Raw genomic sequence first — 19,362 nt, forward strand, 5'->3', positions numbered from 1 at the left:
GCTTCAGGAGAGAACTGCCATGTCGTCCCCGTTCGTCAGGCCGCTGAGCCTGGCCATCGCCCTGGCCCTGTCGGCCCCCGCCTTCGCCCAGGACGCCGCCCCGGCCACCGCCACCAACCTGGACACGGTGATCGTCACCGGCACCCGCGCCAGCAACCGCACGGTGCTCGAGTCCACCGCGCCGGTGGACGTGCTCACCGCCGAGGACATCCGCAAGGCCGGCGTGGTCAATGGCGAACTGGGCAGCGCGCTGCAGGCGCTGCTGCCCTCGTTCAACTTCCCGCGCCAGTCCAACTCCGGCGGCGCCGACCACGTGCGCGCCGCGCAGCTGCGCGGGCTCTCGCCCGACCAGGTGCTGGTGCTGGTCAACGGCAAGCGCCGCCACACCTCGGCCCTGGTCAACACCGACAGCAAGATCGGCAAGGGCACCACGCCGGTCGATTTCAATGCCATCCCGATCAGCGCGATCAAGCGCATCGAGGTGCTGCGCGACGGCGCCGGCGCGCAATACGGCTCGGACGCGGTGGCCGGGGTGATCAACGTGATCCTGGACGACGATCCGGACGCCGGCGCGATCGAGGCCAGCTTCGGCGCCAACCACACCGATGTCGAACCGATCCACCGCGAGATCACCGACGGCCAGACCAGCTTCTTCAGCGCCAAGGTCGGCGATCGCATCGGCGAGGACGGCTTCTTCAAGCTGGGCGTGGAGCTGAAGAACCGCGAAGGCACCAACCGCGCCGGCTTCGACCAGATTCCCTTCTTCGAGGACCAGACGCCGGACAACCTGGCCCTGGCCGGCAAGCGCAACTACGTGCTGGGCGACGGCAAGTCCAAGGACCTCAACGCCTGGATCAACGCGGCGGTGCCGTTCGGCGCCACCTCCGAGTTCTACGCCTTCGGCACCTTCAACCAGCGCGACACGCAGGGCGCCAACTACTTCCGCTATCCCGACAGCGTGGCCAACTGGAAGCAGGTCTACCCGCGCGGCTACCGGCCGGTGTCGCTGGGCGAAAACCGCGACGCGCAGGCCGTGGCCGGCGCGCGCGGCCAGTGGGGCGACTGGGCCTACGACGCCAGCCTGGACTACGGGCATAACGACTTCACCTACCGGCTGAAGGATTCGCTCAACGCCTCGCTCGGCCCGGGCAGCCCCACGCGCTTCAAGACCGGCGACTACGCCTTCGACCAGACCGTGGCCAACCTGGACCTAAGCCGGGTGTTCGAGGCCGGCACGGCCACGCATACGCTCGGCACCGGCGTGGAGTTCCGCCGCGAGCGCTACGAGACCGGCGCCGGCGACCCGGCCAGCTACGCGGCCGGCCCCTACACCGACCGCCCGACCGGCTCGCAGGCCGGCGGCGGCCTGACTCCGCAGGACGTGGCCGACCTGTCGCGCAACGTCGCCAGCGCCTATGCCTCGCTGTCCAGTCAGTTCGGCGAGCACTTCTCCACCGACATCGCCGGCCGCTACGAGCACTACCAGGACTTCGGCGGCCAGTGGACCGGCAAGCTGGCCGCGCGCTACGCGTTCGTGCCCGCCTTCGCCGTGCGCGCGGCGGTGTCCAACAACTTCCGCGCGCCCTCGCTGAGCCAGATCGGCTACGAGGCCACCTCCACCGGCTACGACGCCGCCGGCCGCCTGGTGCAGGGCCGGCTGCTGTCGGTCAACAACCCCATCGCCCAGGCGCTGGGCGCCCAGCCGCTCAAGCCGGAGAAGTCGCACAACTACAGTCTCGGCTTCACCAGCCGCATCGGCAGCCAGTTCGACCTGTCGCTGGACTTCTTCCAGATCGACATCGACGACCGCGTCGCGCTGTCCGAGGACATCACCGGCGATGCGCTGACCGATTTCGTGCAGGACCGCTTCGGCGTGGGCGGCGTGCAGAGCGCCAGCTTCTTCGTCAACGCCGCCGACACCCGCACCCGCGGCGCCGAGCTGGTCAGCAACTGGCGCCAGTCCGTCGGCGATGGTCAGCTGCTGCTGACCGGCACCTGGAGCTACGCCAAGACCGAGTTGAAGCATCTGGTCGCCACGCCGGGCCAGCTGCTCGCGCTGGACCCGGACTACGTGCTGTTCGGCGTGGAAGAGAGCAATACGCTGACCGAGGCCACGCCGCGCACGCGCGCCGCGCTGGCAGCGAGCTGGACCGACGACACGTGGTCGCTCACCTCGCGCCTGAGCCGTTACGGCAAGGCCACGCGCGTGTTCGACTTCGGTGACGGTTTCGTCCCGCGCCAAACCTACAGCGCCGAGTATCAGCTGGATGCGGAAGTCGAATACCGCATCACGCCGCAGTGGAGCATCGCCCTGGGCGGGCAGAACCTGCTCGACCAGTATCCGGACCGCTCGATCCCGGATATCGCCTACTTCGGCAACCTGCCCTACGACGTCCTCTCGCCGATCGGCAGCAACGGCGCGTACTACTACGGGCGGGTGCGCTTCACCTTCTGAGTGCGCTGACGTCCTGAAGGGTCGGCCCGTCGCCTGGACGGGCCGACCCCGGTCCTGCCTGATCGGAAAGCTACCGCTTGCGCTCGAAGATGGAGATGTACGTCGTCCCGATGTCGTCATCCGCCAGATAGGTGTGGGCGTCCATGAAGTTCTCGGCAAACCAGCTCTCCCCGAAGACCGAGCCGACCAAGCGCTGCCAATTGGACGCCGGCAACTGATCGGCATACCCGCGGAGGGCCACGGCCTTGACCATGCACAGCGAGGCCGAGCAGGAAGGCGTCCCGATCTGCAGGGCGTCGTATTCCAGGCCATGCGAGCGCAGCGAGACTTCTATCTTTTCGGCCAGGTCGGGGGACCAGGCCGGGTCCTGCTTCTCTTTCTCGGCCAGCGTGTAAAGATCGATGAACTCGGGATTCGCGTAGCTGAGCTTGTGCACCATGAGGTCGATGCGCTTGGCGCCGTCGCTGTCGAGCGGCTTGAAACCGGTCTTCCTGGTGGCCCCGGGCGCGGATCGACTTTCGACCGACTGACTGGATGAAAGACCTGGCGCCTCCGAGCGTTCACCGCTGCCCTTCGCCGCCGGGCTCTCGGGCGCTTGTTCTTCTTCGACTGTCTTGGCGACAGGATCCGCCTGCTCGACCGATGAGCCCTCTGGGCTGTTCCGCAGCGTTACAGCCGCAAGCATGGCTGCTACCAGAACGGCCAACGTCATCAGGATTCGTTTCATCGCGACTCCAAGGGCATGCGGGCGCCTGAAGGCAGGACTGGGATGGGAGTGACCTCTCCTGAAGGGGATTTCACCACCTTTGCTGTCGCAATGGGACATCTCACTGGCGGTGCGGCGGTTCGGCGCCGACCTTCCGCGCCGCGTCAGTCCAGGAAGCGGTCGCGCTGCTCGGGGCTGGGCACGGCGCAGGTGGCGCCGGCCCAGCGCCGGCGGTTGCGGGCGACCCAGCGATAGACGCGGTCGCGCGCGCCGCGCGGCACGGCGCGCATGACCGTGGCCAGCACCGGCCAGCCGCCGCCGAGGCCACCCAGCACGCGCGCGATGGCGTCGGTCTCGACGTGGGCGCCGTCGCGGTCGACCAGCAGGAACGAGGACGGGTCGTGCGGGTCCAGGCCGTGCTCGGCCAGCAGGGCCGCGCCGGTGCGGCCCTGCATGGCGGCGAAGCGATAGCGCGCGGCGCGATCGTGGCGCAGCAGGAAGCGCACCCAGCCGTTGCACATGGCGCATGCGCCGTCGAACACGATGATCGCCGCGCCTCGCGTCTGGGCGGCGGAATCGCCGCCGGAGGGCGCGGCCGCGCTCATGTCGGCGCCCGCCACACCAGGGTGGCCATGCGGCCGCTGCGGCGGTCGCGGCGATGCGAGAAGAAGCGCTGCGGATCGCCGAGGGTGCACAGCGTGCCGCCGTGCACGTCGGTCACGCCGACCGCGGCCAGGCGCCGGCGCGCCAGTGCGTACAGGTCCACGCGCCAGTGGCCGGGGCGGGTCGCGACGAAGGCCGCGGCGGCACCGGGGTCGCTCGCGGTGAACGCGTCGAACACGTCCTGGCCGATCTCGTAGGCCTCCGGCCCCGCCGCCGGGCCCAGCCAGGCGCGCACATGCGCGGCCGGCGTGCGCATCGCGGCGACGGTGCGCTCCAACACCCCGTCGGCCAGCCCGCGCCAGCCGGCGTGGGCGGCGGCCACCTCGCTGCCGTCGGCGGCGGCGAACACCACCGGCAGGCAGTCGGCGGTGAGGATAGCCAGCACCACGCCGGGGGCGTCGGTGACCGCGGCGTCGCCTTCCGGCTCATCGCCCTGCGCGCGCGGCGCGCCGAGCGCTGTCTCGAAGCGCGCCACGCCGGTCCCGTGCACCTGACGCAGCCAGTGCGGCAGCGACGGCAGGCCGGCTAGGGTGGCCAGCTCGGCGCGGTTGGCCTCCACCTGTGCGGAGTCGTCACCCGCGGGGGCGCTGCGGTTGCCCAGGTTGAAGGTGTCAAACGGCGCAGCCGAGCCGCCGGCGCCGAAGCGCAGCGTCACCAGCGCGCGCACGCCGGGCGGCGCGGGCCAGTGCGCGGGCAGCAGGGCGCTCACTTGCGCTTGTGCGCGGCCGCGTCGTCGCGCAGCGCCGCCATCAGCGCCAGCATGTCGGCCGGGACCGGCGCACTGGTGCGCACCGGCTCGCCGGTGGTCGGGTGGCTGAACTCGAGCGTCTCGGCGTGCAGCGCCTGGCGGCGGAAGCCGCGCAGCTGGGCGTTGAGTTCCTCGCTCGCCCCGCGCGGCAGGCGCAGCGGGCCGCCGTAGAGCGGATCGCCGACGATGGGAAAGCGCAGATGCGCCATGTGCACGCGGATCTGGTGGGTGCGGCCGGTCTCCAGCCGGCACTCGACCGCGGTATGGCCGCGGAAGCGTTCGCGCAGGCGCACATGGGTGACCGCATCGCGCCCGTCCTCGCGCACGGCCATCTTCAGTCGGTCGCGCGGATGGCGGTCGATCGGCGCATCGACGGTCGCGCCGGACACCATCGCGCCGACCACCACCGCCAGATACTGCCGATGCACCTCACGTGCCGAGAGCTGCGCCACCAGCGAGGTGTGCGCCGGCAGGGTCTTGGCCACGACCATGACTCCAGAGGTGTCCTTGTCCAGGCGATGGACGATGCCGGCGCGCGGCAGCGCGGACAGCGTCGAGTCGCGGAACAGCAGGGCGTTGACCAGGGTGCCGGTCGGGTTGCCGGCGCCGGGGTGGACCACCAGCCCGGCCGGCTTGTCCAGCACCAGGACCTCGCTGTCCTCGTACAGCACCTGCAGGGGGATGTCCTCGGGCTGGGCGTGGGTCTGGGTGTCCAGCACGGCGTCCAGCGTGGCGACCTGGCCGGGGGTGACCGGGTCGCGCGGGCGCACCACCTCCCCATCCAGGCGCGCGTCGCCGGACTTGATCCATTCGGACAGGCGCGAGCGGGAAAACTCGGGGAACAGCTCGGCCAGCACCGCGTCGAACCGGCGCCCGGCCGCGTGCGTGGGCACCTGGGCGCTGCGCGGGCCCTGTGTGGCGGGGGCGTCCAGGGGGGCGTCGTCGTCGGCTACGTCAGTCATCCGGTCAAGCGGTTCCAGTGAAGAAGTTGGCCGGAATTCATGGCCCGGCAGCCGCCTAGGCTATCATCGCCCCCTCGTTTCCCCGATGCGGCCCGTCCGCCAGCCCATGTCCCAGCGTTTCGCAGCCCCGTCCGCCCGCGCCACCGTCCGCGTCCTGCTCCTGCTCCTGGTGGTGGCCCTCACGGCCACAGGCTGCGGCCGCAACAAGAAGGACAAGGCGGTCGACTCGCGCCCGGTCGAGGCCATCTACACCGAGGCCCACACCGACATGACCCGCGGCAACTGGTCCGGTGCGGAGAAGCAGTTCCAGTCGCTGATCGCCCAGTACCCGTACGGCCCGTACACCGAGCAGGCGCAGATGGAACTGGCCTACGCGCAGTACAAGTCGGGCAAGCTGGAGGAGGCCGTGTCGAGCATCGACCGCTTCCTGCGCACCTATCCGACCCAGCGCAACGTGCCCTACATGTACTACCTGCGCGGCCTGGCCAACTCCAACCGCGACACGGTGTTCCTGCAGAAGGTCTGGAGCCTGGATTCCAGCCGCCGCGACCTGTCCACCCCGTTGCAGGGTTATAGCGACTTCAACACCGTCTCCGAGCGCTACCCCAACAGCCGCTACGCCGCCGATGCGCGCCTGCGCATGGTCCAGCTGCGCAATACCTTCGCCCGCCACGAGATGGACACCGCGCTGTACTACCTGCACCGCGGCGCCTACACCGCCGCCGTGGGCCGCGCCAAGTACATCCTGGAGACCCTGCCGCAGAGCGAGTACCAGTACGACGCCGTCGCCCTGCTGGGCGAGGCCTACACCCGCCTGGGCAACAAGCCGCTGGCCGACGACGCCCGCCGCGTGCTGCAGATGAACGACCCGCAGCACCCCTGGCTGGCCGGCAAGTGGCCGGACTTCCCCTCGACCATGCGCAAGCTCAACCCCTTCGCCGGCGAGAAGTCCGCGCTGGACAACGAGCGCGAAGACGCCCACTGACTTTCCTGCGAGGAAAAGCGTAAAAGGAGCCGCAAGGCTCCTTTTTCGTTTTCAACGGGGATGACGCATGGAAGCAAGCCGGCTGCCGTCTTTGCTGTGGGCCGCAGTGTCGTGGGCTGCGTTCGCTGGGTTGGGCGGTTGCCAGGCCGCATCCACCCCACCCGCTCTCCAGACAGCCAACGCCGCGTCGGTTCCCCCCTGGTCCAGGGATGAAGCGGCGGCCTATCTGGCAAAGATCACCGACGTCGCCGCGATTCCGGATGCGCACGCGCGCTGCATCGCCGCGCCTGACCTGCCCGGCAACCACTGGCCATCCGGGGCCGCCCGCTCCCGCTGCGACGCGCTTCTGGAGGGACCTTGGCCCATTGCCCGCATCGAGGCGCTGTTGAGCGGGCCGGACGGCGGGAAACAGCTCGACCAGGCGTTCAGCAGCGCACAGGCCGCCTACGCACAGTCGCCTCGTCAGCATCCGGAGTGGGAGCGCGCCTTCGAGGCCTTCAAGAACGAGTCAAGAGATCTGCCCGAGGTCAGCAAGACCGCGGAGGCCTGGCTTTCGCAGTCGCCACGAAGCGTCTACGCGATGACGGCGGTAGGCCTGGCCTATCTGAACAACGCCTGGAGGCAACGGGGCGGTGGCTTCATCTCCCAGACCTCGCGGCAGCAGCTCGATGCCATGCAACGCTGGCTGGACCGGGCCCGTCCGGTGCTGCAGGAGGCCGTGGCGATCGATCCCCACCAGGGCTATGCCTGCGCGGCCCTGCTGGATATCGTGCGGATGGGCAGCGGCCCGCCGCTCGGGCAGGACACCGTCGACCGCTGTGCGCAGGCCGAGCCCGACCTGCCGAACTATCTGAACGCCTTGCGCCTGGCCGCCATGCCGCGCTGGGGTGGGAGCTGGCAGGCGCTGGCGTCCTTCGATGCCTTCATCGAAGCCCCGGCGCAAGAGAATCCGGCGTTGGCCTACATGCGTCATACCACGCTCCTGGAGCGAGGCATGGCGTTACAGCGCGACAAGCAGCCCGCAGCGGCCCTGCCGCTGATGATCGCGGTCGCCACCGACGCCCCGCACGGCGCAGCGCTGGCCGGTGCCGCACGCGGCCTGCAGGAAGCCGGGCAGTTTGATGACGCCATGGTCTACATGACCCAGGCGATCCGGTTCGAGCCGCGCAATGTCGCTGTGCTCAATGAACTCGCCGAGATGTACCAGAAGCACGGCGACCACGCTCAGGCGGTCCGCATCCTGCAGGACACCGTCGACCGCGGACTGGCAAGTCCGGGCACCTACACCAAGCTGGCTATCTCCGCGGAAAAGCTCGGCGACTACGCCACCGCGAAGCAAGCCTACACGGTGCTGTTGCAGGAGCCGCGCCACCGGCAGTGGGCACAGACCTGCCTCTGCGACATCGTCGTGCGTCGGGAACACGATCCCTCCGGCGCGCTGGCCTGTACGCAGGCCCTGGTCGCGGCTCTTCCGGACGACCCGATGGCGAACTTCATGCGGGCCTGGGTCCTGACCCAGCAGCATGATCCCGGTGCCGAAGCGGCGGCGCAGCGCTTCTTTTCCCTGCCGCAGGGAACCGATCCGCGGCAGGCACAGATGACCACGCAGCTTCAGGAGCTTCGCGCGGGGAAGAGGCAATAGGGCGCGCTAGGGGCGAGTGGCGAAGGTGCCAAACCCGGCACACTGGTTCCCTGCGCTAACGCCACGGGGTTCCCGCCTTCGCGGGAACGACGATCGGAGGTCTCTGGCGGAGCGACGATGCGCGCTCGCAGCCAGAAGCCACGGCTGCGGTTGGAATCCAGCATCGCGCCGCGGCGCTGGGCCGCGTGCGCGCCACGCCCTAAGCTGAGGCGACTCTCCCGCTCCCAAGGTCCGTGCGTGTCCTCACCTCATGTCCTGCACTACAGCGCGTTCACCGATCGGCCCGAGGGCGGCAATCCTGCCGGTGTCGTGCTCGATGCCTCGGGCATGGCGACCGCGGACATGCAGGCACTGGCCACACGGCTGGGCTATTCCGAATCGATCTTCGTCCAGCCGGGCGAGGCCGGCGCGTTCGACGTGCGCTACTTCAGTCCGCTGGACGAAGTGCCGTTCTGCGGGCACGCCACCATTGCCGGCGCGGTCGCGCTGGCGCAGCGCGACGGCCCGGGCACGCTGCGCTTCCGCACCCGCGCCGGCCTGGTCGAGGTGGTCACCGCGCGCGAGAATGCCGGCATCGGGGCGACCCTGACCAGCGTCGCCCCGCACGTGCTGCCCGCGCTGCCGCCGGGCCTGCTCGACCAGGCCCTGACCCGGCTGCGCTGGAGCGCCGACGAGCTGGACCCGGCGCTGCCGCCGGCCATCGCCTACGCCGGCGCGCGCCACCTGATCCTGGCTGCCGCCACGCGCGAGCGGCTGGCGCGGCTGGACTACGACTTCGCCGGGCTCAAGGCGCTGACGCAGGCGCACGAACTGGCCACGGTGGCGCTGGTCTGGCGCGTCTCGGAGTGCGAATTCGCCGCGCGCAATCCCTTCCCCGCCGGCGGCGTGGTCGAGGATCCGGCCACCGGCGCGGCCGCGGCGGCCTTCGGCGCCTACCTGCGCGCGCTCGGCGCGGTCCAGGCGCCGACCGACCTCCACATCGTGCAGGGCGAGGACATGGGCCGGCCGAGCCAGCTGCGGGTGCACATCCCGGCGGCGGGTCCGATCCGGGTGAGCGGCCGCGCCGTGCCGATTCCGGCGCCGGCTCAGGCCGGGTAGCGGTTGCTGATCGGGTAGCGGCGCTCGCGGCCGAAGGCGCGCAGGGAGACCTTCGGGCCGGGGGCGGCCTGCTGGCGCTTCCATTCGTTGACCCGCACCAGACGCAGCATGCGGTGGACGGTGTCGGCGTCGAAGCCGGCGGCGATGATTTCCTCGCGCGACTGCTCCAGATCGACGTAGCGCAGCAGGATCGCGTCGAGCACGTCGTAGGGCGGCAGCGAGTCCTGGTCGAGCTGGTTCTCGCGCAGCTCGGCCGAGGGCGGGCGGTCGATCACCGCCGGCGGGATCACAGGCGCGCCGCCCACGGTGTTGCGCCAGCGCGACAGCGCGAACACCTCGGTCTTGTACAGGTCCTTGATCGGCGCATAGCCGCCGCACATGTCGCCGTAGATGGTGGCGTAGCCGACCGCGTACTCGCTCTTGTTGCCGGTGGTCAGCAGCAGCCCGCCGAACTTGTTGGACAGGGCCATCATGATCGCCCCGCGCGCGCGCGACTGCAGGTTCTCCTCGGTGGTATCGACCGGGTGGCCTTCGAACAACGGACCCAGCGCCTCCAGGTAGCCCTTGAACGGCGCCTCGATCGCCACGGTCTCCATGCGCACGCCCAGCGCGCGGCACTGTTCCTCGGCCAGCGAGTTGGACAGCCCGGCGGTGTAGCGCGAGGGCATGCGCACGGCGGTGACGTTGCCGGCGCCCAGCGCATCGACCGCCAGCGCCAGCACCATCGCCGAGTCGATGCCGCCGGACAGCCCCACCCAGACCTTGCTGAAGCCGTTCTTGCCGCAGTAGTCGGCGATGCCGCGCACCACCGCGCGCCAGGCCAGCCCATCGCGGCTCTCGTCGCCCTCGTCGCGCCACAGCACCGGCGAGAACACGCGCGAGGCGGCGTCGTAATCGGCCACCAGCCACTGCTCGGCGAAGGCCACCGCCGCCGGCGAGATCTCGCCGTTGCCGCTGGCCACCACCGAGGCGCCGTCGAACACCAGCGCGTCCTGGCCGCCGACCACGTTGAGATAGGCCAGCGCCACGCCGGTCTCGGCCACGCGCTGGGCCAGCAGCGCATCGCGCTGGGCGTGCTTGCCGTGCTCGAACGGCGAGGCGTTGGGCACCAGCACCAGCTGCGCGCCGGCGCGCGCGGTGTCGGCCAGCGGTTCGGCGAACCACAGGTCCTCGCAGATCACCACGCCCACCGGCACGCCCTTGACCTCGAACACGCAGCTGCCGCCGTCGGGATCGACGTGGAAGTAGCGGCGCTCGTCGAAGACGTTGTAGTTGGGCAGCTCGCGCTTGCGATACGTCGCCTCGATGCGGCCATCGCGCAGCACGCTGGCGGCGTTGTAGAGCACGCTGCCGGCGCTCTCGGGCCAGCCCACCACCGCGACGATGCCGGTCGCGGCCTGGGCGACCTGGGCCAGCGCGCGGTGGCAGTCGGCCAGGAACGAGGGCCGCATCAGCAGGTCCTCCGGCGGATAGCCGCTCAGCGCCAGCTCGGGGAACAGCACCACGTCGGCGCCGTATTCGTCGCGGGCGATGGCGATCTGCTCGATGATGCGCCGGGTGTTGCCCGCCACGTCGCCGACCGGATAGTCGAACTGGGCCATGGCGATGCGAAGCGTTGCGGGCATGGGTCACCTGATGCGATGCGGGACGGACCCGTGCATTATTTCAGAAGCGCCCGGTCGGCCTGTGCGAACGACGCGCTGGGTGCGACCGTCGGTGAAGTCGGACCTCGTCGGTCAAGCCTCATCGTCGCCCAGGCGGATCCCCGCTGTGTAGAGCGGAGCTTGCTCCGCTGGGGCTTTCCCGAAGACCCGATCGAAACGCAGCGGAGCAAGCTCCGCTCTACAAGGAGGCGGCGACTTGATCAATCCACCGCCGTGCCTTTGCTCGGTGTGAGCTGCCATGCCGGCGATGGGCTTTCCCGAGCCTCTTCCCTCAGCTTCCGCACAGGCTCCCCAACCAGCGCTTCGCTCACTTACCGAAGAACGCCGCCACATCGGCCACTTCGCGGGTCCGCGCGAACGGCGGCAGCGATTGCATGAACACTCGGCCATAGGCCTTGCCGGACAGGCGCGGGTCGCACAGCACCAGCACGCCGCGGTCGGTCTCGCTGCGGATCAGCCGGCCCACGCCCTGCTTGAGCGCGATCACCGCCTGCGGCAGCTGTTCGTCGCGGAAGGGGTTGCCGCCGGCGTTGCGGATCGCCTCCAGCCGCGCCTCGAACACCGGATCGTCCGGCGCGGCGAAGGGCAGCTTGTCGATGGCGACCACGCTCAAGGCCTCGCCGACCACATCCACGCCCTCGCGGAAGCTGGCCGAGCCCAGCAGCACGCCATTGCCCGATTCGCGGAAGCGCTGCAGCAGCGTGGCGCGCGGCGCCTGGCCCTGCACGAACAGCGGCCAGGGCGCGTCGCGCAGCGCCTCGGCGGCCTCGCGCAGCGCGCGGTGCGAGGCGAACAACAGGAAGGCGCGCCCGTCCGAGGCATGCAGCACCGGCAGCAGCGCGGCGACCAGCGCCGTGCCATAGCCGCGCGCGTTGGGATCGGGCAGCCCTGGCGGCTGGTAGCACAGCGCCTGGCGCGGCCAGTCGAACGGGCTGGGCTGCAGCAGCGTGTGCGGATCGTCCAGGCCCAGGCGCTGGGCGATGTGGTCGAAGCCACCGCCCACCGTCAGCGTGGCCGAGGTGAACACCCACGCCGCATGCGAGGCCTGCCGGTGCTGGCGCAGGGGCCCTGACACATCGAGCGGCGTGCGCTGGCAGCGGAAGCCGCGCGGGGTCAGTTCGTACCAGAACACATCGGTCGAGGCGTCGTGCGGCGCGTCGTCCGGCGCCAGCGGCAGGTCGTCGAGGTCCGCCGGGGGCACATCGGCATGGCGCAGCAGGGCTTGCGGCCCGTTCGCCGAGGGATCGCCAAGCCAGCGCAACAGCCGCCCCTCGATATCGCGGCAGCGCGCGTTGCAGGCGTCCAGGCCGGGCGTGGTGTCGGCCAGCGGCGCCAGCGCGCGGGCCAGGTCCTCCAGCGCCACGACCAGGGCGTCGAAGCCCTCGCGCACCGGCGCGCTGCCGAGCGCGCGCTCGCGCGTGCCGCGCGGCGGCAGGAACTCCATCGCCGCGCGCAGCTCGCGCAGGGTCTGCTCCGCCGCGGCCACCGGCGGCTGCAGCGGCGCCAGCGCGCCGGGCGCCTGGCGCGCCTCGACCAGCACATCGCGCAACAGTTCCTGCAGCGGGCGCAGGCCGAAGCCTTCGCCGAAGAAGTTCGCCGCCAGCTCCGGCAGCTGATGCGCCTCGTCGATCACGAAGACCTGCGCGCCCGGCAGGATCTCGCCGAAGCCCTCCTGCTTGAGCGCCAGGTCGGCCAGCAGCAGGTGATGGTTGACCACCACCACGTCGGCGGCCTGCGCGCGCTGGCGCGCCTGGACCACGAAGCAGTCGTCCCAGAACGGGCATTCGGTGCCCAGGCAGTTGTCCACGGTCGAGGTGACCATGGGCAGCAGCGGCGAATCCTCGGGCAGCGATTCGAGCTCGGCCATGTCGCCGTAGCGGGTGCGCCCGCTCCACACCACGATGCGCTGGAACTGGTCGGCCTGCTCGCGCGAGACGAAGCGCGGCTCGCCGCGCGCCTGCGCCAGCCGGTAGCGGCACAGATAGTTGGCGCGCCCCTTGAGCAGCGCCGCGCTGTGGCCCACGCCCAGCGCGGCGCGCACGCGCGGCAGGTCGCGGTGGAACAGCTGATCCTGCAGCGCGCGGGTGCCGGTGGACAGGATCGCCTTCAGCCCGGACAGCAGCACCGGCACCAGGTAGGCGTAGGTCTTGCCGGTGCCGGTGCCGGCCTCGGCCAGCAGGGTCTCGCGCGCATCCAGCGCATCGGCGATGGCGCCTGTGAGGGCCAGCTGCGCCTGGCGCGGGACGAAGTTCTCGAGGCGCTGGGCCAGGGCGCCGCCCTCGCCCAGTGCCTCGCAGCTGGCCTGCGACAGCTGCGCCATCAGCGCGCCGCGCGGCGGCGACCGGCGCCGCTCACATCCGGTCGAAGCCGGCCACGGTGCAGGCCGCGATCTGGGCGTGCGCCGAGGCGGCGTTCTGCGTCTCGCCGCGGGCGATCTGCGACTGCTCGATGGTCGACCAGTGGCGCCGGCACAGCGGGCCGGTCTTCGAGCCCAGCGACAGCGCCTTGCGCGCCAGGGTCTCGGCGCGCTCCCAGTCGCCCAGGGCCAGGGCCACCTCGGCCCGCTCCTGCAGCACGGCCGGGTCGTCCGGGCTGATCAGCAGGGCCTGGTTGAGCGCCTCGGCCGAGGCCTGCCAGTCGCGGCGGCGCTGGGCGGCGACCGAGGCCTCGCGCAGGTCCTCGACCTGCGGGTCGCGGATCGGCTGCACGTCCAGCTCGCGGTCGTCGGTCTTGGCCACGGCCAGCACGGCGTTGAGCGCCTGGGTCGGGGTCAGGCGCGGCGGCGCCGGGGCGGCCGGCGGCGGCGGCGGTTCGGTCACGCAGGCGGCCAGCGGCAGCAGCAGCGCGCAGGCCAGGGCAAGACGGCAGGGACGGGTCATAGCGGGCTCGTGGACGGCGGCGGCGGGGTCGGGGTCGGCAGTTCGCGGGCCGGGGCTTCCGGCTCCTCCTTGGGCGGCAGGCCGAACCAGCGCCGCCAGCCGCCGGACTGTTCCTCCGGCGTGGAGAACTGCTGGCAGGCCTGGTACGGCGGCGCGTGGCCGGCCACGAACGGGAAGCGGCGCGCGCCCGGGCAGCTGGCGTCGGTGGCGGCCGAATCGGCCACCCACTGCCAGTCCAGGCCCTGGCTGGAGACCTGCAGCGGCGCGCTGGGCAGGCGCGAGAAGATGCCCGACCAGACCTTCATCGCGCCGGTGGCGCCATACAGGCCGGTCTCCAGGTTCTGGTCGTTGCCCATCCACACCACGGCCAGGTGATCGCCGGTGTAGCCGGCGAACCAGCTGTCGCGGCCGTCGTTGCTGGTGCCGGTCTTGCCGGCCGGCGACAGCCGGCCCAGGCCGTCGCTGAGCAGCTGGCGGCCGGTGCCGTCGGTGATCACCGCCTGCAGCGCCACGGTGACCAGGTGGGCGGCGATCGAATCGCCCTCCTGCGCCTTGGCCGGGGTCTTGTCGTAGCGGTTGAGCACCCGGCCCTGGGCGTCGATCACACCGCGCACGGCGTGCAGCGGCTGGATCTGCCCGCCGGAGGCCAGGAACTGGTAGGCCTGCGCCATCGCATACGGGCTCTGGTCGGTCGCGCCCAGGATCAGCGAGGGGTTGGGCTCGGCCTCGACGCCGGCCAGCACCTTGAGCAGGTCGGCCACGCGCTGCGGGTCGACCTTCAGGCCCACGCGCACGGTGGCCTGGTTGTAGGAATGGGCCAGCGCATCGATCAGCCGCACCCGGCCGTGGCTGCGGTTGTCGGAGTTGGATGGGCTCCAGCTCCGGCCGCGACCCAGCGGCACGGTGATCGGCTCATCGTCCACCCAGCTGGCCAGCGACCAGGTGTCCGGCTGCGACAGCGCCAGCAGGTAGACGAAGGGCTTGATGATCGAGCCGACCTGACGCTGGGCCTCGACCGCGCGGTTGAAGCCCGGCACGGCCACGTCGCGGTTGCCGATCACCGCCAGCACATCGCCGTTGTGGGTGTCGGTCAGCACCAGGCCGGCCTGCAGCGGCGGGCGCTTGCCCTTCTGCAGCTGGTCGATGGTGCGCTTGACCGCGCCTTCGGCGTAGGCCTGGGCCGAGGGCGACATGCCGGTCATCACGGTCAGGCCGGCGCCTTGCAGCGCGTCGGACGGATAGTCGTGGGCCAGCTGGCGGCGCACCAGGTCCACATAGGCCGGGAAGCGGTTGGCCGCGGTGATGCCCGGGTCGGTGGTCACGCCCAGCGGGGCCTTCACCGCGCGGTCGAATTCCTTCTGGTCGATCAGCCTGGTCGCCAGCATACGGCGCAGGGCCAGATCGCGGCGCTCGCGGGCGCGCTCGGGATGGCGGCGCGGATCGTAGTAGGACGGGCCTTTGACGATGCCGATCAGCAGCGCCATCTGCTCGGTGGACAGGCTGTCCAGGTCGCGGCCGAACCAGAACTCCGAGGCCGCCGACACGCCGTGGATCGCCTGGCTGCCGCGCTGGCCCCAGTAAACCTGGTTGAAGTAGGCCTCCAGGATGGTGCGCTTGTCGTAGCGCGCCTCCAGGATCAGCGCATACAGGATCTCGTTGAACTTGCGGCCCACGGTCTGCTCGCGGCCGATGCCGAGCAGGCCGCTGCGGGCCAGCTGCTGGGTCAGCGTGCTGGCGCCCTGGCGCACCTGGCCGCCGCTGCTGACGAACTCCCAGCCCGCGCGCGCGATGCCGGACAGGTCGATGCCATGGTGGGTGGCGAAGTCGCGGTCCTCGACCGCCTGCAGGCCGGTGACCAGCAGTTCGGGCACGTCCTCCAGCCGCACCAGCCGGCGCTCCTCCTGCTGTTGGCCGTAGAGAGTGGCAATGCGCGCCGGGTCCAGCCGCGCCGAGCGGATGTTGCGGCCGCGGGCCAGATCGCGCAGGCCCTGCACCTCGCCCGCCGACAGCGTCACCTGGATGCGCGTGGCCGGGATGATGTAGTCCACGTCGGTGAAGCCGCGGCTGGCGATGGTGAAGCGGTTGCCGTCGCGCGCATAGGTGCCGGGCAGCTGGCCCTTGCCGTCGTCCTGGTAGGAGGCCGCGTCCAGCTCGGTCTTGAGCGTGGCCGCGTCCAGCGCCTCGCCCTCGGCCAGCGGCAGTGGGCGCGCGTAGACGCGGGTAGGGATCTGCCACTGCAGCGCGCCGAAGCGCTGGCTGACCTGATGGTTCAGGTAGGCCACGTACGGAATCATGAAGCCCAGCCCCAGCCCCAGCAGCGCCAACACGGCGGTGATCAGGCGGTTGCGCCAGGCCGGGGGGGCCGTTGTGGCCTCGTCGTGCTCGTCGTCGTACGCCTCGTCGGCGTCGTAATCGTTGCGGGCCACAGGTGGTGCGACAATGAAAAGGACAGGAGAGTCTAGCGCAGCCCCGCACGCGGCCGGCCGCGCGGCCTTCCGCCCGATCAGCCGGAGTTGAGTTCTGATGAGGATGTTGTGGGATGAGGCGCGCTTTGCCTGGACGCGCGCGGCCTCCACCCTGCGGCGCGTCATCGCCAGCGCGCGCAGCCGCGGCCTGGCCCCGACCGCCCGCCGCGCCTGGCAGCGCCTGGCCGGCGCCCTGAACCGCCCCGCCCCGGCCCGGCCGCTGTGGCTGCCGGCCTCTCAGCCGTTCTCGCCCTTCGCCGTGCCGGCCTCCGAGGCGCCGCTGGCCAGCCTGATCATCCCGGTCTACGGCCAGCTGCAGATGACCCTGGACTGCCTGCGCGCGCTGGCCGCCCGGCCGCCGGCGCTGCCGGTGGAGATCATCGTGGTCGACGACGGCTCGCCCGACGATACCGCCGCCTGCCTGCCGCAGGTGCAGGGCCTGCGCTACCACCTGCGGCCGCGCAACGGCGGCTTCATCGCCGCCTGCAACGACGGCGCGGCGCTGGCGCGCGGACGCTACCTGGTCTTCCTCAACAACGACACCCTGCCCCAGCCCGGCTGGCTGGAGGCGCTGCTGGGCACCTTCGACACTCATCCGGGCACCGGCCTGGCCGGGGCGAAGCTGGTCTATCCGGACGGCCGCCTGCAGGAGGCCGGCGGCGTGGTGTTCGCCGATGGCTCGGCCTGGAACTACGGCCGCTTCGACTCGCCCGACGACCCGCGCTATGGCTATGTTCGCGAGGCCGATTACCTCTCCGGCGCCGCGGTGGCGATCCCGCGCGCGCTGTTCGAACAGGTCGGCGGCTTCGACACCCGCTACGCGCCGGCCTATTACGAGGACACCGACCTGGCCTTCGCCGTGCGCGCGGCCGGCCGGCGCGTGCTGTACCAGCCGGCCTCGGTGGTCGTGCACCGCGAAGGCGCCACGGCCGGCAACGACACCGGCAGCGGCATCAAGGCCTACCAGGTGCGCAACGCCGGCGTGTTCGCCGACAAGTGGCAGGCCACGCTGCAGGCCGATCCGACCCAGCGCAGCGAACCCTCTCCGGCCAGCCTGCACGCGCACCAGCGCCAGGTGCTGCTGATCGATTCGATGACGCCGCGGCCGGACCGCGACTCGGCCTCGCTGCGCCTGGTCAACCTGATCGCGCTGCTGCAGGAAGAAGGCGCGCACGTGGTGTTCGTCGCCGCCGACCTGGCCCATGTGCCGGGTTATACCGAGGCGCTGCAGGCCATGGGCGTGGAGGTCTGGTACGCGCCGTTCGCCACTGCCCTGCCGCGTTTCCTGCGCCAGCACGGCGCGCGCTTCGCCACGGCCATGGTCTGCCGCCACTACGTGGCCGACGCGGTTGTGCCGCTGCTGCGCACGCATGCGCCGCAGGCCAGGGTGGTGTTCGACACCGTGGACCTGCACTACCTGCGCGAGCAGCGCGGCGCCCAGACCAGCGGCGATGCGGCCATGCTGCGCCAGGCGCAGGCCACCCAGGCGCGCGAACTGGCGGTGATGGCCGCGGCCGACACCACCGTGGTGGTCAGCCCGGTCGAGGCCGAGGAACTGGCGCGCGTGGCGCCGCAGGTGCGCGTGGAGATCCTGTCCAACCTGCATCGCCCGGCCACGCCCGGCGGTGCGTTCGAGGACCGCGCCGATCTGCTGTTCGTCGGCGGCTTCCACCACCCGCCCAATGTCGATGCGGTGGTGTGGTTCGGCGAGCAGGTGCTGCCGCTGATCCTGGCCCGCGCCCCGCGGCTGCGCCTGCACGTGGTGGGCATGGACCCGCCGCCGCAGGTGCGGCGCCTGGCCGGCGCCCATCTCATCGTCCACGGCCACGTGCCCGACCTGCAGCCGCTGCTGGACGCCAGCCGCATCGCGCTGGCGCCGCTGCGCTTCGGCGCCGGGGTCAAGGGCAAGGTCAACCAGGCCATGGCCCACGGCCTGCCGGTGGTGGCGACCTCGATCGCGGTCGAAGGCATGCATCTGCGCGACGGCCTGGATGTACTGGTGGCCGACACGCCCCAGGCCTTCGCCGACGCCGTGCTGCGCCTGGACGGCGACGCCGCACTGTGGCGCCATCTATCCGGCAACGGCCTGGACAATGTGCGCCGCCACTTCTCCCTGGACGCGGCGCGCGCGACGGTGAGGCGGCTGTTTTTGGAGCAGGAGTGAGTGGAGAGGCGTGAGGAGTGAGTAAGAGCAAACGCAGGCGCTCCCGCTTCTGCTCACTCCTCTTCCCCCTACTCCTCCATCAGCCGCGCCAGCGCCTCATACGCCACGCGCACCGTCTCCGGGCCGTGCAGGCGTTCGAGGCGGCGGACGACGAAGTGGCCGCGGGCCATGCTCTGGAAGTGGTCGGTGAACACGGCGTTGACCGTCGCCCCGCCGAGCGCGCCGAGCACCGGCATCCACTGCGCGGCGGCCTTCTCGCTGACCTGGATCGAGTAGCGCTCGGCGATGGCCTTGACCAGGCCGACCAGCACCGGCGCACCTTCCTTCTGCAGGCCGTGGCGGGCCACGTGCGTGGCCGCGTCGGCGACCATGCGGCTCATCGCCTCGCGCGCGGCGTAATAGCCGACCTCGGTCGCGTCGTCGGCCGAGGATGGGCCGCCCATCGCCAGCACGCGCACGCATTCCAGGCGCACGGCCGGGTCGTTGAGGTCGGCGCCCTCGCTGCGGGCGATGTCGGCGATGGAGCGCAGCATGATCGTGGTGGTCAGCGGCAGCTCGATCGCCAGCGCGGTCAGGCCGAACGCGCCGCCGAAGGCGCCGGTGGCCGAGGTCGCGCCCAGGTGCCACCAGTCCGAGGACTTGCGCGCGCCTTCGGCCGGCACGCGCGTGTCCAGCGTGGTCAGCGACAGGCGCAGGGCCGCGCCGATGGCCTTGCGCGTGGCCGCGGCGATCAGCGCATGGGCCCGACGCGGCAGGAAGCCGACCAGCCGCTCCACCGGCGCGCCGACCAGGTTGGCCACGCGCGCGCCGAAGCTGGGGTGCTCGAGCCTGCGCACGGCCTGGCGCAGCTGTTCGAGCTCATGCGGGCCGAGCGTGCCGGCCTGGCCTGCCGGGATGAGTTCGCCGACCAGCGGCTGTGCGCGCGCCATGC

At 71.4% G+C, this 19,362-nt stretch carries 14 protein-coding genes; 5 read left to right on the top strand and 9 right to left on the bottom strand.

All coding sequences use genetic code 11. From position 1 onward, the window contains the following. Nucleotides 1–19: 19 nt before the first annotated feature. Complete coding sequence (locus MWN52_RS14205; protein ID WP_286575144.1) at nucleotides 20–2,455, top strand: TonB-dependent receptor plug domain-containing protein; 2,436 nt, start codon at nucleotides 20–22, stop codon at nucleotides 2,453–2,455. 70 nt (nucleotides 2,456–2,525) lie between these two features. On the opposite strand, the gene MWN52_RS14210 is transcribed toward MWN52_RS14205, so the two are convergent. The 4 genes from MWN52_RS14210 to rluD all read right to left on the bottom strand — a co-directional run bounded on the left by MWN52_RS14210 (nucleotide 2,526) and on the right by rluD (nucleotide 5,534). Further along, on the bottom strand, nucleotides 2,526–3,182 hold the full coding sequence (locus tag MWN52_RS14210) for a hypothetical protein (protein ID WP_286575145.1): 657 nt from the start codon (nucleotides 3,180–3,182) through the stop codon (nucleotides 2,526–2,528). A gap of 143 nt (nucleotides 3,183–3,325) precedes the next feature. After that, nucleotides 3,326–3,766, bottom strand: coding sequence for a thiol-disulfide oxidoreductase DCC family protein (locus tag MWN52_RS14215; protein WP_286575146.1), 441 nt, complete (start codon nucleotides 3,764–3,766; stop codon nucleotides 3,326–3,328). Further along, nucleotides 3,763–4,533, bottom strand: coding sequence for a peptidoglycan editing factor PgeF (gene pgeF, locus MWN52_RS14220; RefSeq protein ID WP_286575147.1), 771 nt, complete (start codon nucleotides 4,531–4,533; stop codon nucleotides 3,763–3,765). Before pgeF ends, MWN52_RS14215 begins: the two co-directional genes overlap by 4 nt. Then, nucleotides 4,530–5,534: a 23S rRNA pseudouridine(1911/1915/1917) synthase RluD gene (gene rluD, locus MWN52_RS14225; RefSeq protein ID WP_286575148.1), complete on the bottom strand. Its 1,005-nt coding sequence runs from the start codon at nucleotides 5,532–5,534 to the stop codon at nucleotides 4,530–4,532. The genes pgeF and rluD overlap by 4 nt, the downstream gene beginning before the upstream one ends. Before the next feature lie 106 nt (nucleotides 5,535–5,640). Between rluD and MWN52_RS14230 the strand changes: the two genes are divergently transcribed. The 3 genes from MWN52_RS14230 (at nucleotide 5,641) to MWN52_RS14240 (ending at nucleotide 9,259) form a co-directional block, all read left to right on the top strand. Continuing rightward, nucleotides 5,641–6,519, top strand: a complete 879-nt coding sequence (locus MWN52_RS14230; RefSeq protein WP_131660296.1) for an outer membrane protein assembly factor BamD — start codon at nucleotides 5,641–5,643, stop codon at nucleotides 6,517–6,519. 67 nt (nucleotides 6,520–6,586) lie between these two features. Further along, on the top strand, nucleotides 6,587–8,161 hold the full coding sequence (locus MWN52_RS14235) for a DUF4034 domain-containing protein (protein WP_286575149.1): 1,575 nt from the start codon (nucleotides 6,587–6,589) through the stop codon (nucleotides 8,159–8,161). Nucleotides 8,162–8,398: 237 nt separating this feature from the next. Then, nucleotides 8,399–9,259 (top strand): PhzF family phenazine biosynthesis protein, encoded by an 861-nt coding sequence (locus tag MWN52_RS14240; protein ID WP_286575150.1) that lies wholly within the window; start codon nucleotides 8,399–8,401, stop codon nucleotides 9,257–9,259. On the opposite strand, the gene MWN52_RS14245 is transcribed toward MWN52_RS14240, so the two are convergent. From MWN52_RS14245 to mrcB, 4 genes are all read right to left on the bottom strand, one after another. Then, nucleotides 9,247–10,884, bottom strand: coding sequence for an NAD+ synthase (locus MWN52_RS14245; protein ID WP_286575152.1), 1,638 nt, complete (start codon nucleotides 10,882–10,884; stop codon nucleotides 9,247–9,249). The genes MWN52_RS14240 and MWN52_RS14245 overlap by 13 nt on opposite strands. Nucleotides 10,885–11,230: 346 nt before the next feature. Further along, entirely contained in the window at nucleotides 11,231–13,243 is a 2,013-nt protein-coding gene (yoaA, locus tag MWN52_RS14250) for a DNA repair helicase YoaA (protein ID WP_286575153.1), read from the bottom strand. Nucleotides 13,244–13,274: 31 nt separating this feature from the next. Further along, nucleotides 13,275–13,802, bottom strand: coding sequence for a tetratricopeptide repeat protein (locus MWN52_RS14255; RefSeq protein ID WP_130517209.1), 528 nt, complete (start codon nucleotides 13,800–13,802; stop codon nucleotides 13,275–13,277). Next, entirely contained in the window at nucleotides 13,799–16,228 is a 2,430-nt protein-coding gene (gene mrcB, locus MWN52_RS14260; RefSeq protein ID WP_286575154.1) for a penicillin-binding protein 1B, read from the bottom strand. The genes MWN52_RS14255 and mrcB overlap by 4 nt, the downstream gene beginning before the upstream one ends. Nucleotides 16,229–16,325: 97 nt before the next feature. On the opposite strand from mrcB, the gene MWN52_RS14265 reads away from it, so the two are divergent. After that, the gene (locus MWN52_RS14265) at nucleotides 16,326–18,431 is read left to right on the top strand and encodes a glycosyltransferase (protein ID WP_286575155.1); all 2,106 of its coding nucleotides are present in this window, start codon (nucleotides 16,326–16,328) and stop codon (nucleotides 18,429–18,431) included. Between the two features lie 68 nt (nucleotides 18,432–18,499). On the opposite strand, the gene MWN52_RS14270 is transcribed toward MWN52_RS14265, so the two are convergent. Further along, nucleotides 18,500–19,360, bottom strand: a complete 861-nt coding sequence (locus MWN52_RS14270) for an EcsC family protein (RefSeq protein ID WP_130517203.1) — start codon at nucleotides 19,358–19,360, stop codon at nucleotides 18,500–18,502. Nucleotides 19,361–19,362 lie beyond the last annotated feature (2 nt).

The organism is Pseudoxanthomonas winnipegensis, from assembly GCF_030322905.1.
Taxonomy (GTDB): Bacteria; Pseudomonadota; Gammaproteobacteria; order Xanthomonadales; family Xanthomonadaceae; genus Pseudoxanthomonas_A; species Pseudoxanthomonas_A winnipegensis.

Bases quoted from the DNA above. Each gene is read 5' to 3' on its own strand.
- MWN52_RS14205 (WP_286575144.1), top strand. From the start codon at position 20: ATGTCGTCCCCGTTCGTCAGGCCGCTGAGCCTGGCCATCGCCCTGGCC.
- MWN52_RS14210 (WP_286575145.1), bottom strand. From the start codon at position 3,182: ATGAAACGAATCCTGATGACGTTGGCCGTTCTGGTAGCAGCCATGCTT.
- MWN52_RS14215 (WP_286575146.1), bottom strand. From the start codon at position 3,766: ATGAGCGCGGCCGCGCCCTCCGGCGGCGATTCCGCCGCCCAGACGCGA.
- rluD (WP_286575148.1), bottom strand. From the start codon at position 5,534: ATGACTGACGTAGCCGACGACGACGCCCCCCTGGACGCCCCCGCCACA.
- MWN52_RS14230 (WP_131660296.1), top strand. From the start codon at position 5,641: ATGTCCCAGCGTTTCGCAGCCCCGTCCGCCCGCGCCACCGTCCGCGTC.
- MWN52_RS14235 (WP_286575149.1), top strand. From the start codon at position 6,587: ATGGAAGCAAGCCGGCTGCCGTCTTTGCTGTGGGCCGCAGTGTCGTGG.
- MWN52_RS14245 (WP_286575152.1), bottom strand. From the start codon at position 10,884: ATGCCCGCAACGCTTCGCATCGCCATGGCCCAGTTCGACTATCCGGTC.
- yoaA (WP_286575153.1), bottom strand. From the start codon at position 13,243: ATGGCGCAGCTGTCGCAGGCCAGCTGCGAGGCACTGGGCGAGGGCGGC.
- MWN52_RS14255 (WP_130517209.1), bottom strand. From the start codon at position 13,802: ATGACCCGTCCCTGCCGTCTTGCCCTGGCCTGCGCGCTGCTGCTGCCG.
- MWN52_RS14265 (WP_286575155.1), top strand. From the start codon at position 16,326: ATGAGGATGTTGTGGGATGAGGCGCGCTTTGCCTGGACGCGCGCGGCC.
- MWN52_RS14270 (WP_130517203.1), bottom strand. From the start codon at position 19,360: ATGGCGCGCGCACAGCCGCTGGTCGGCGAACTCATCCCGGCAGGCCAG.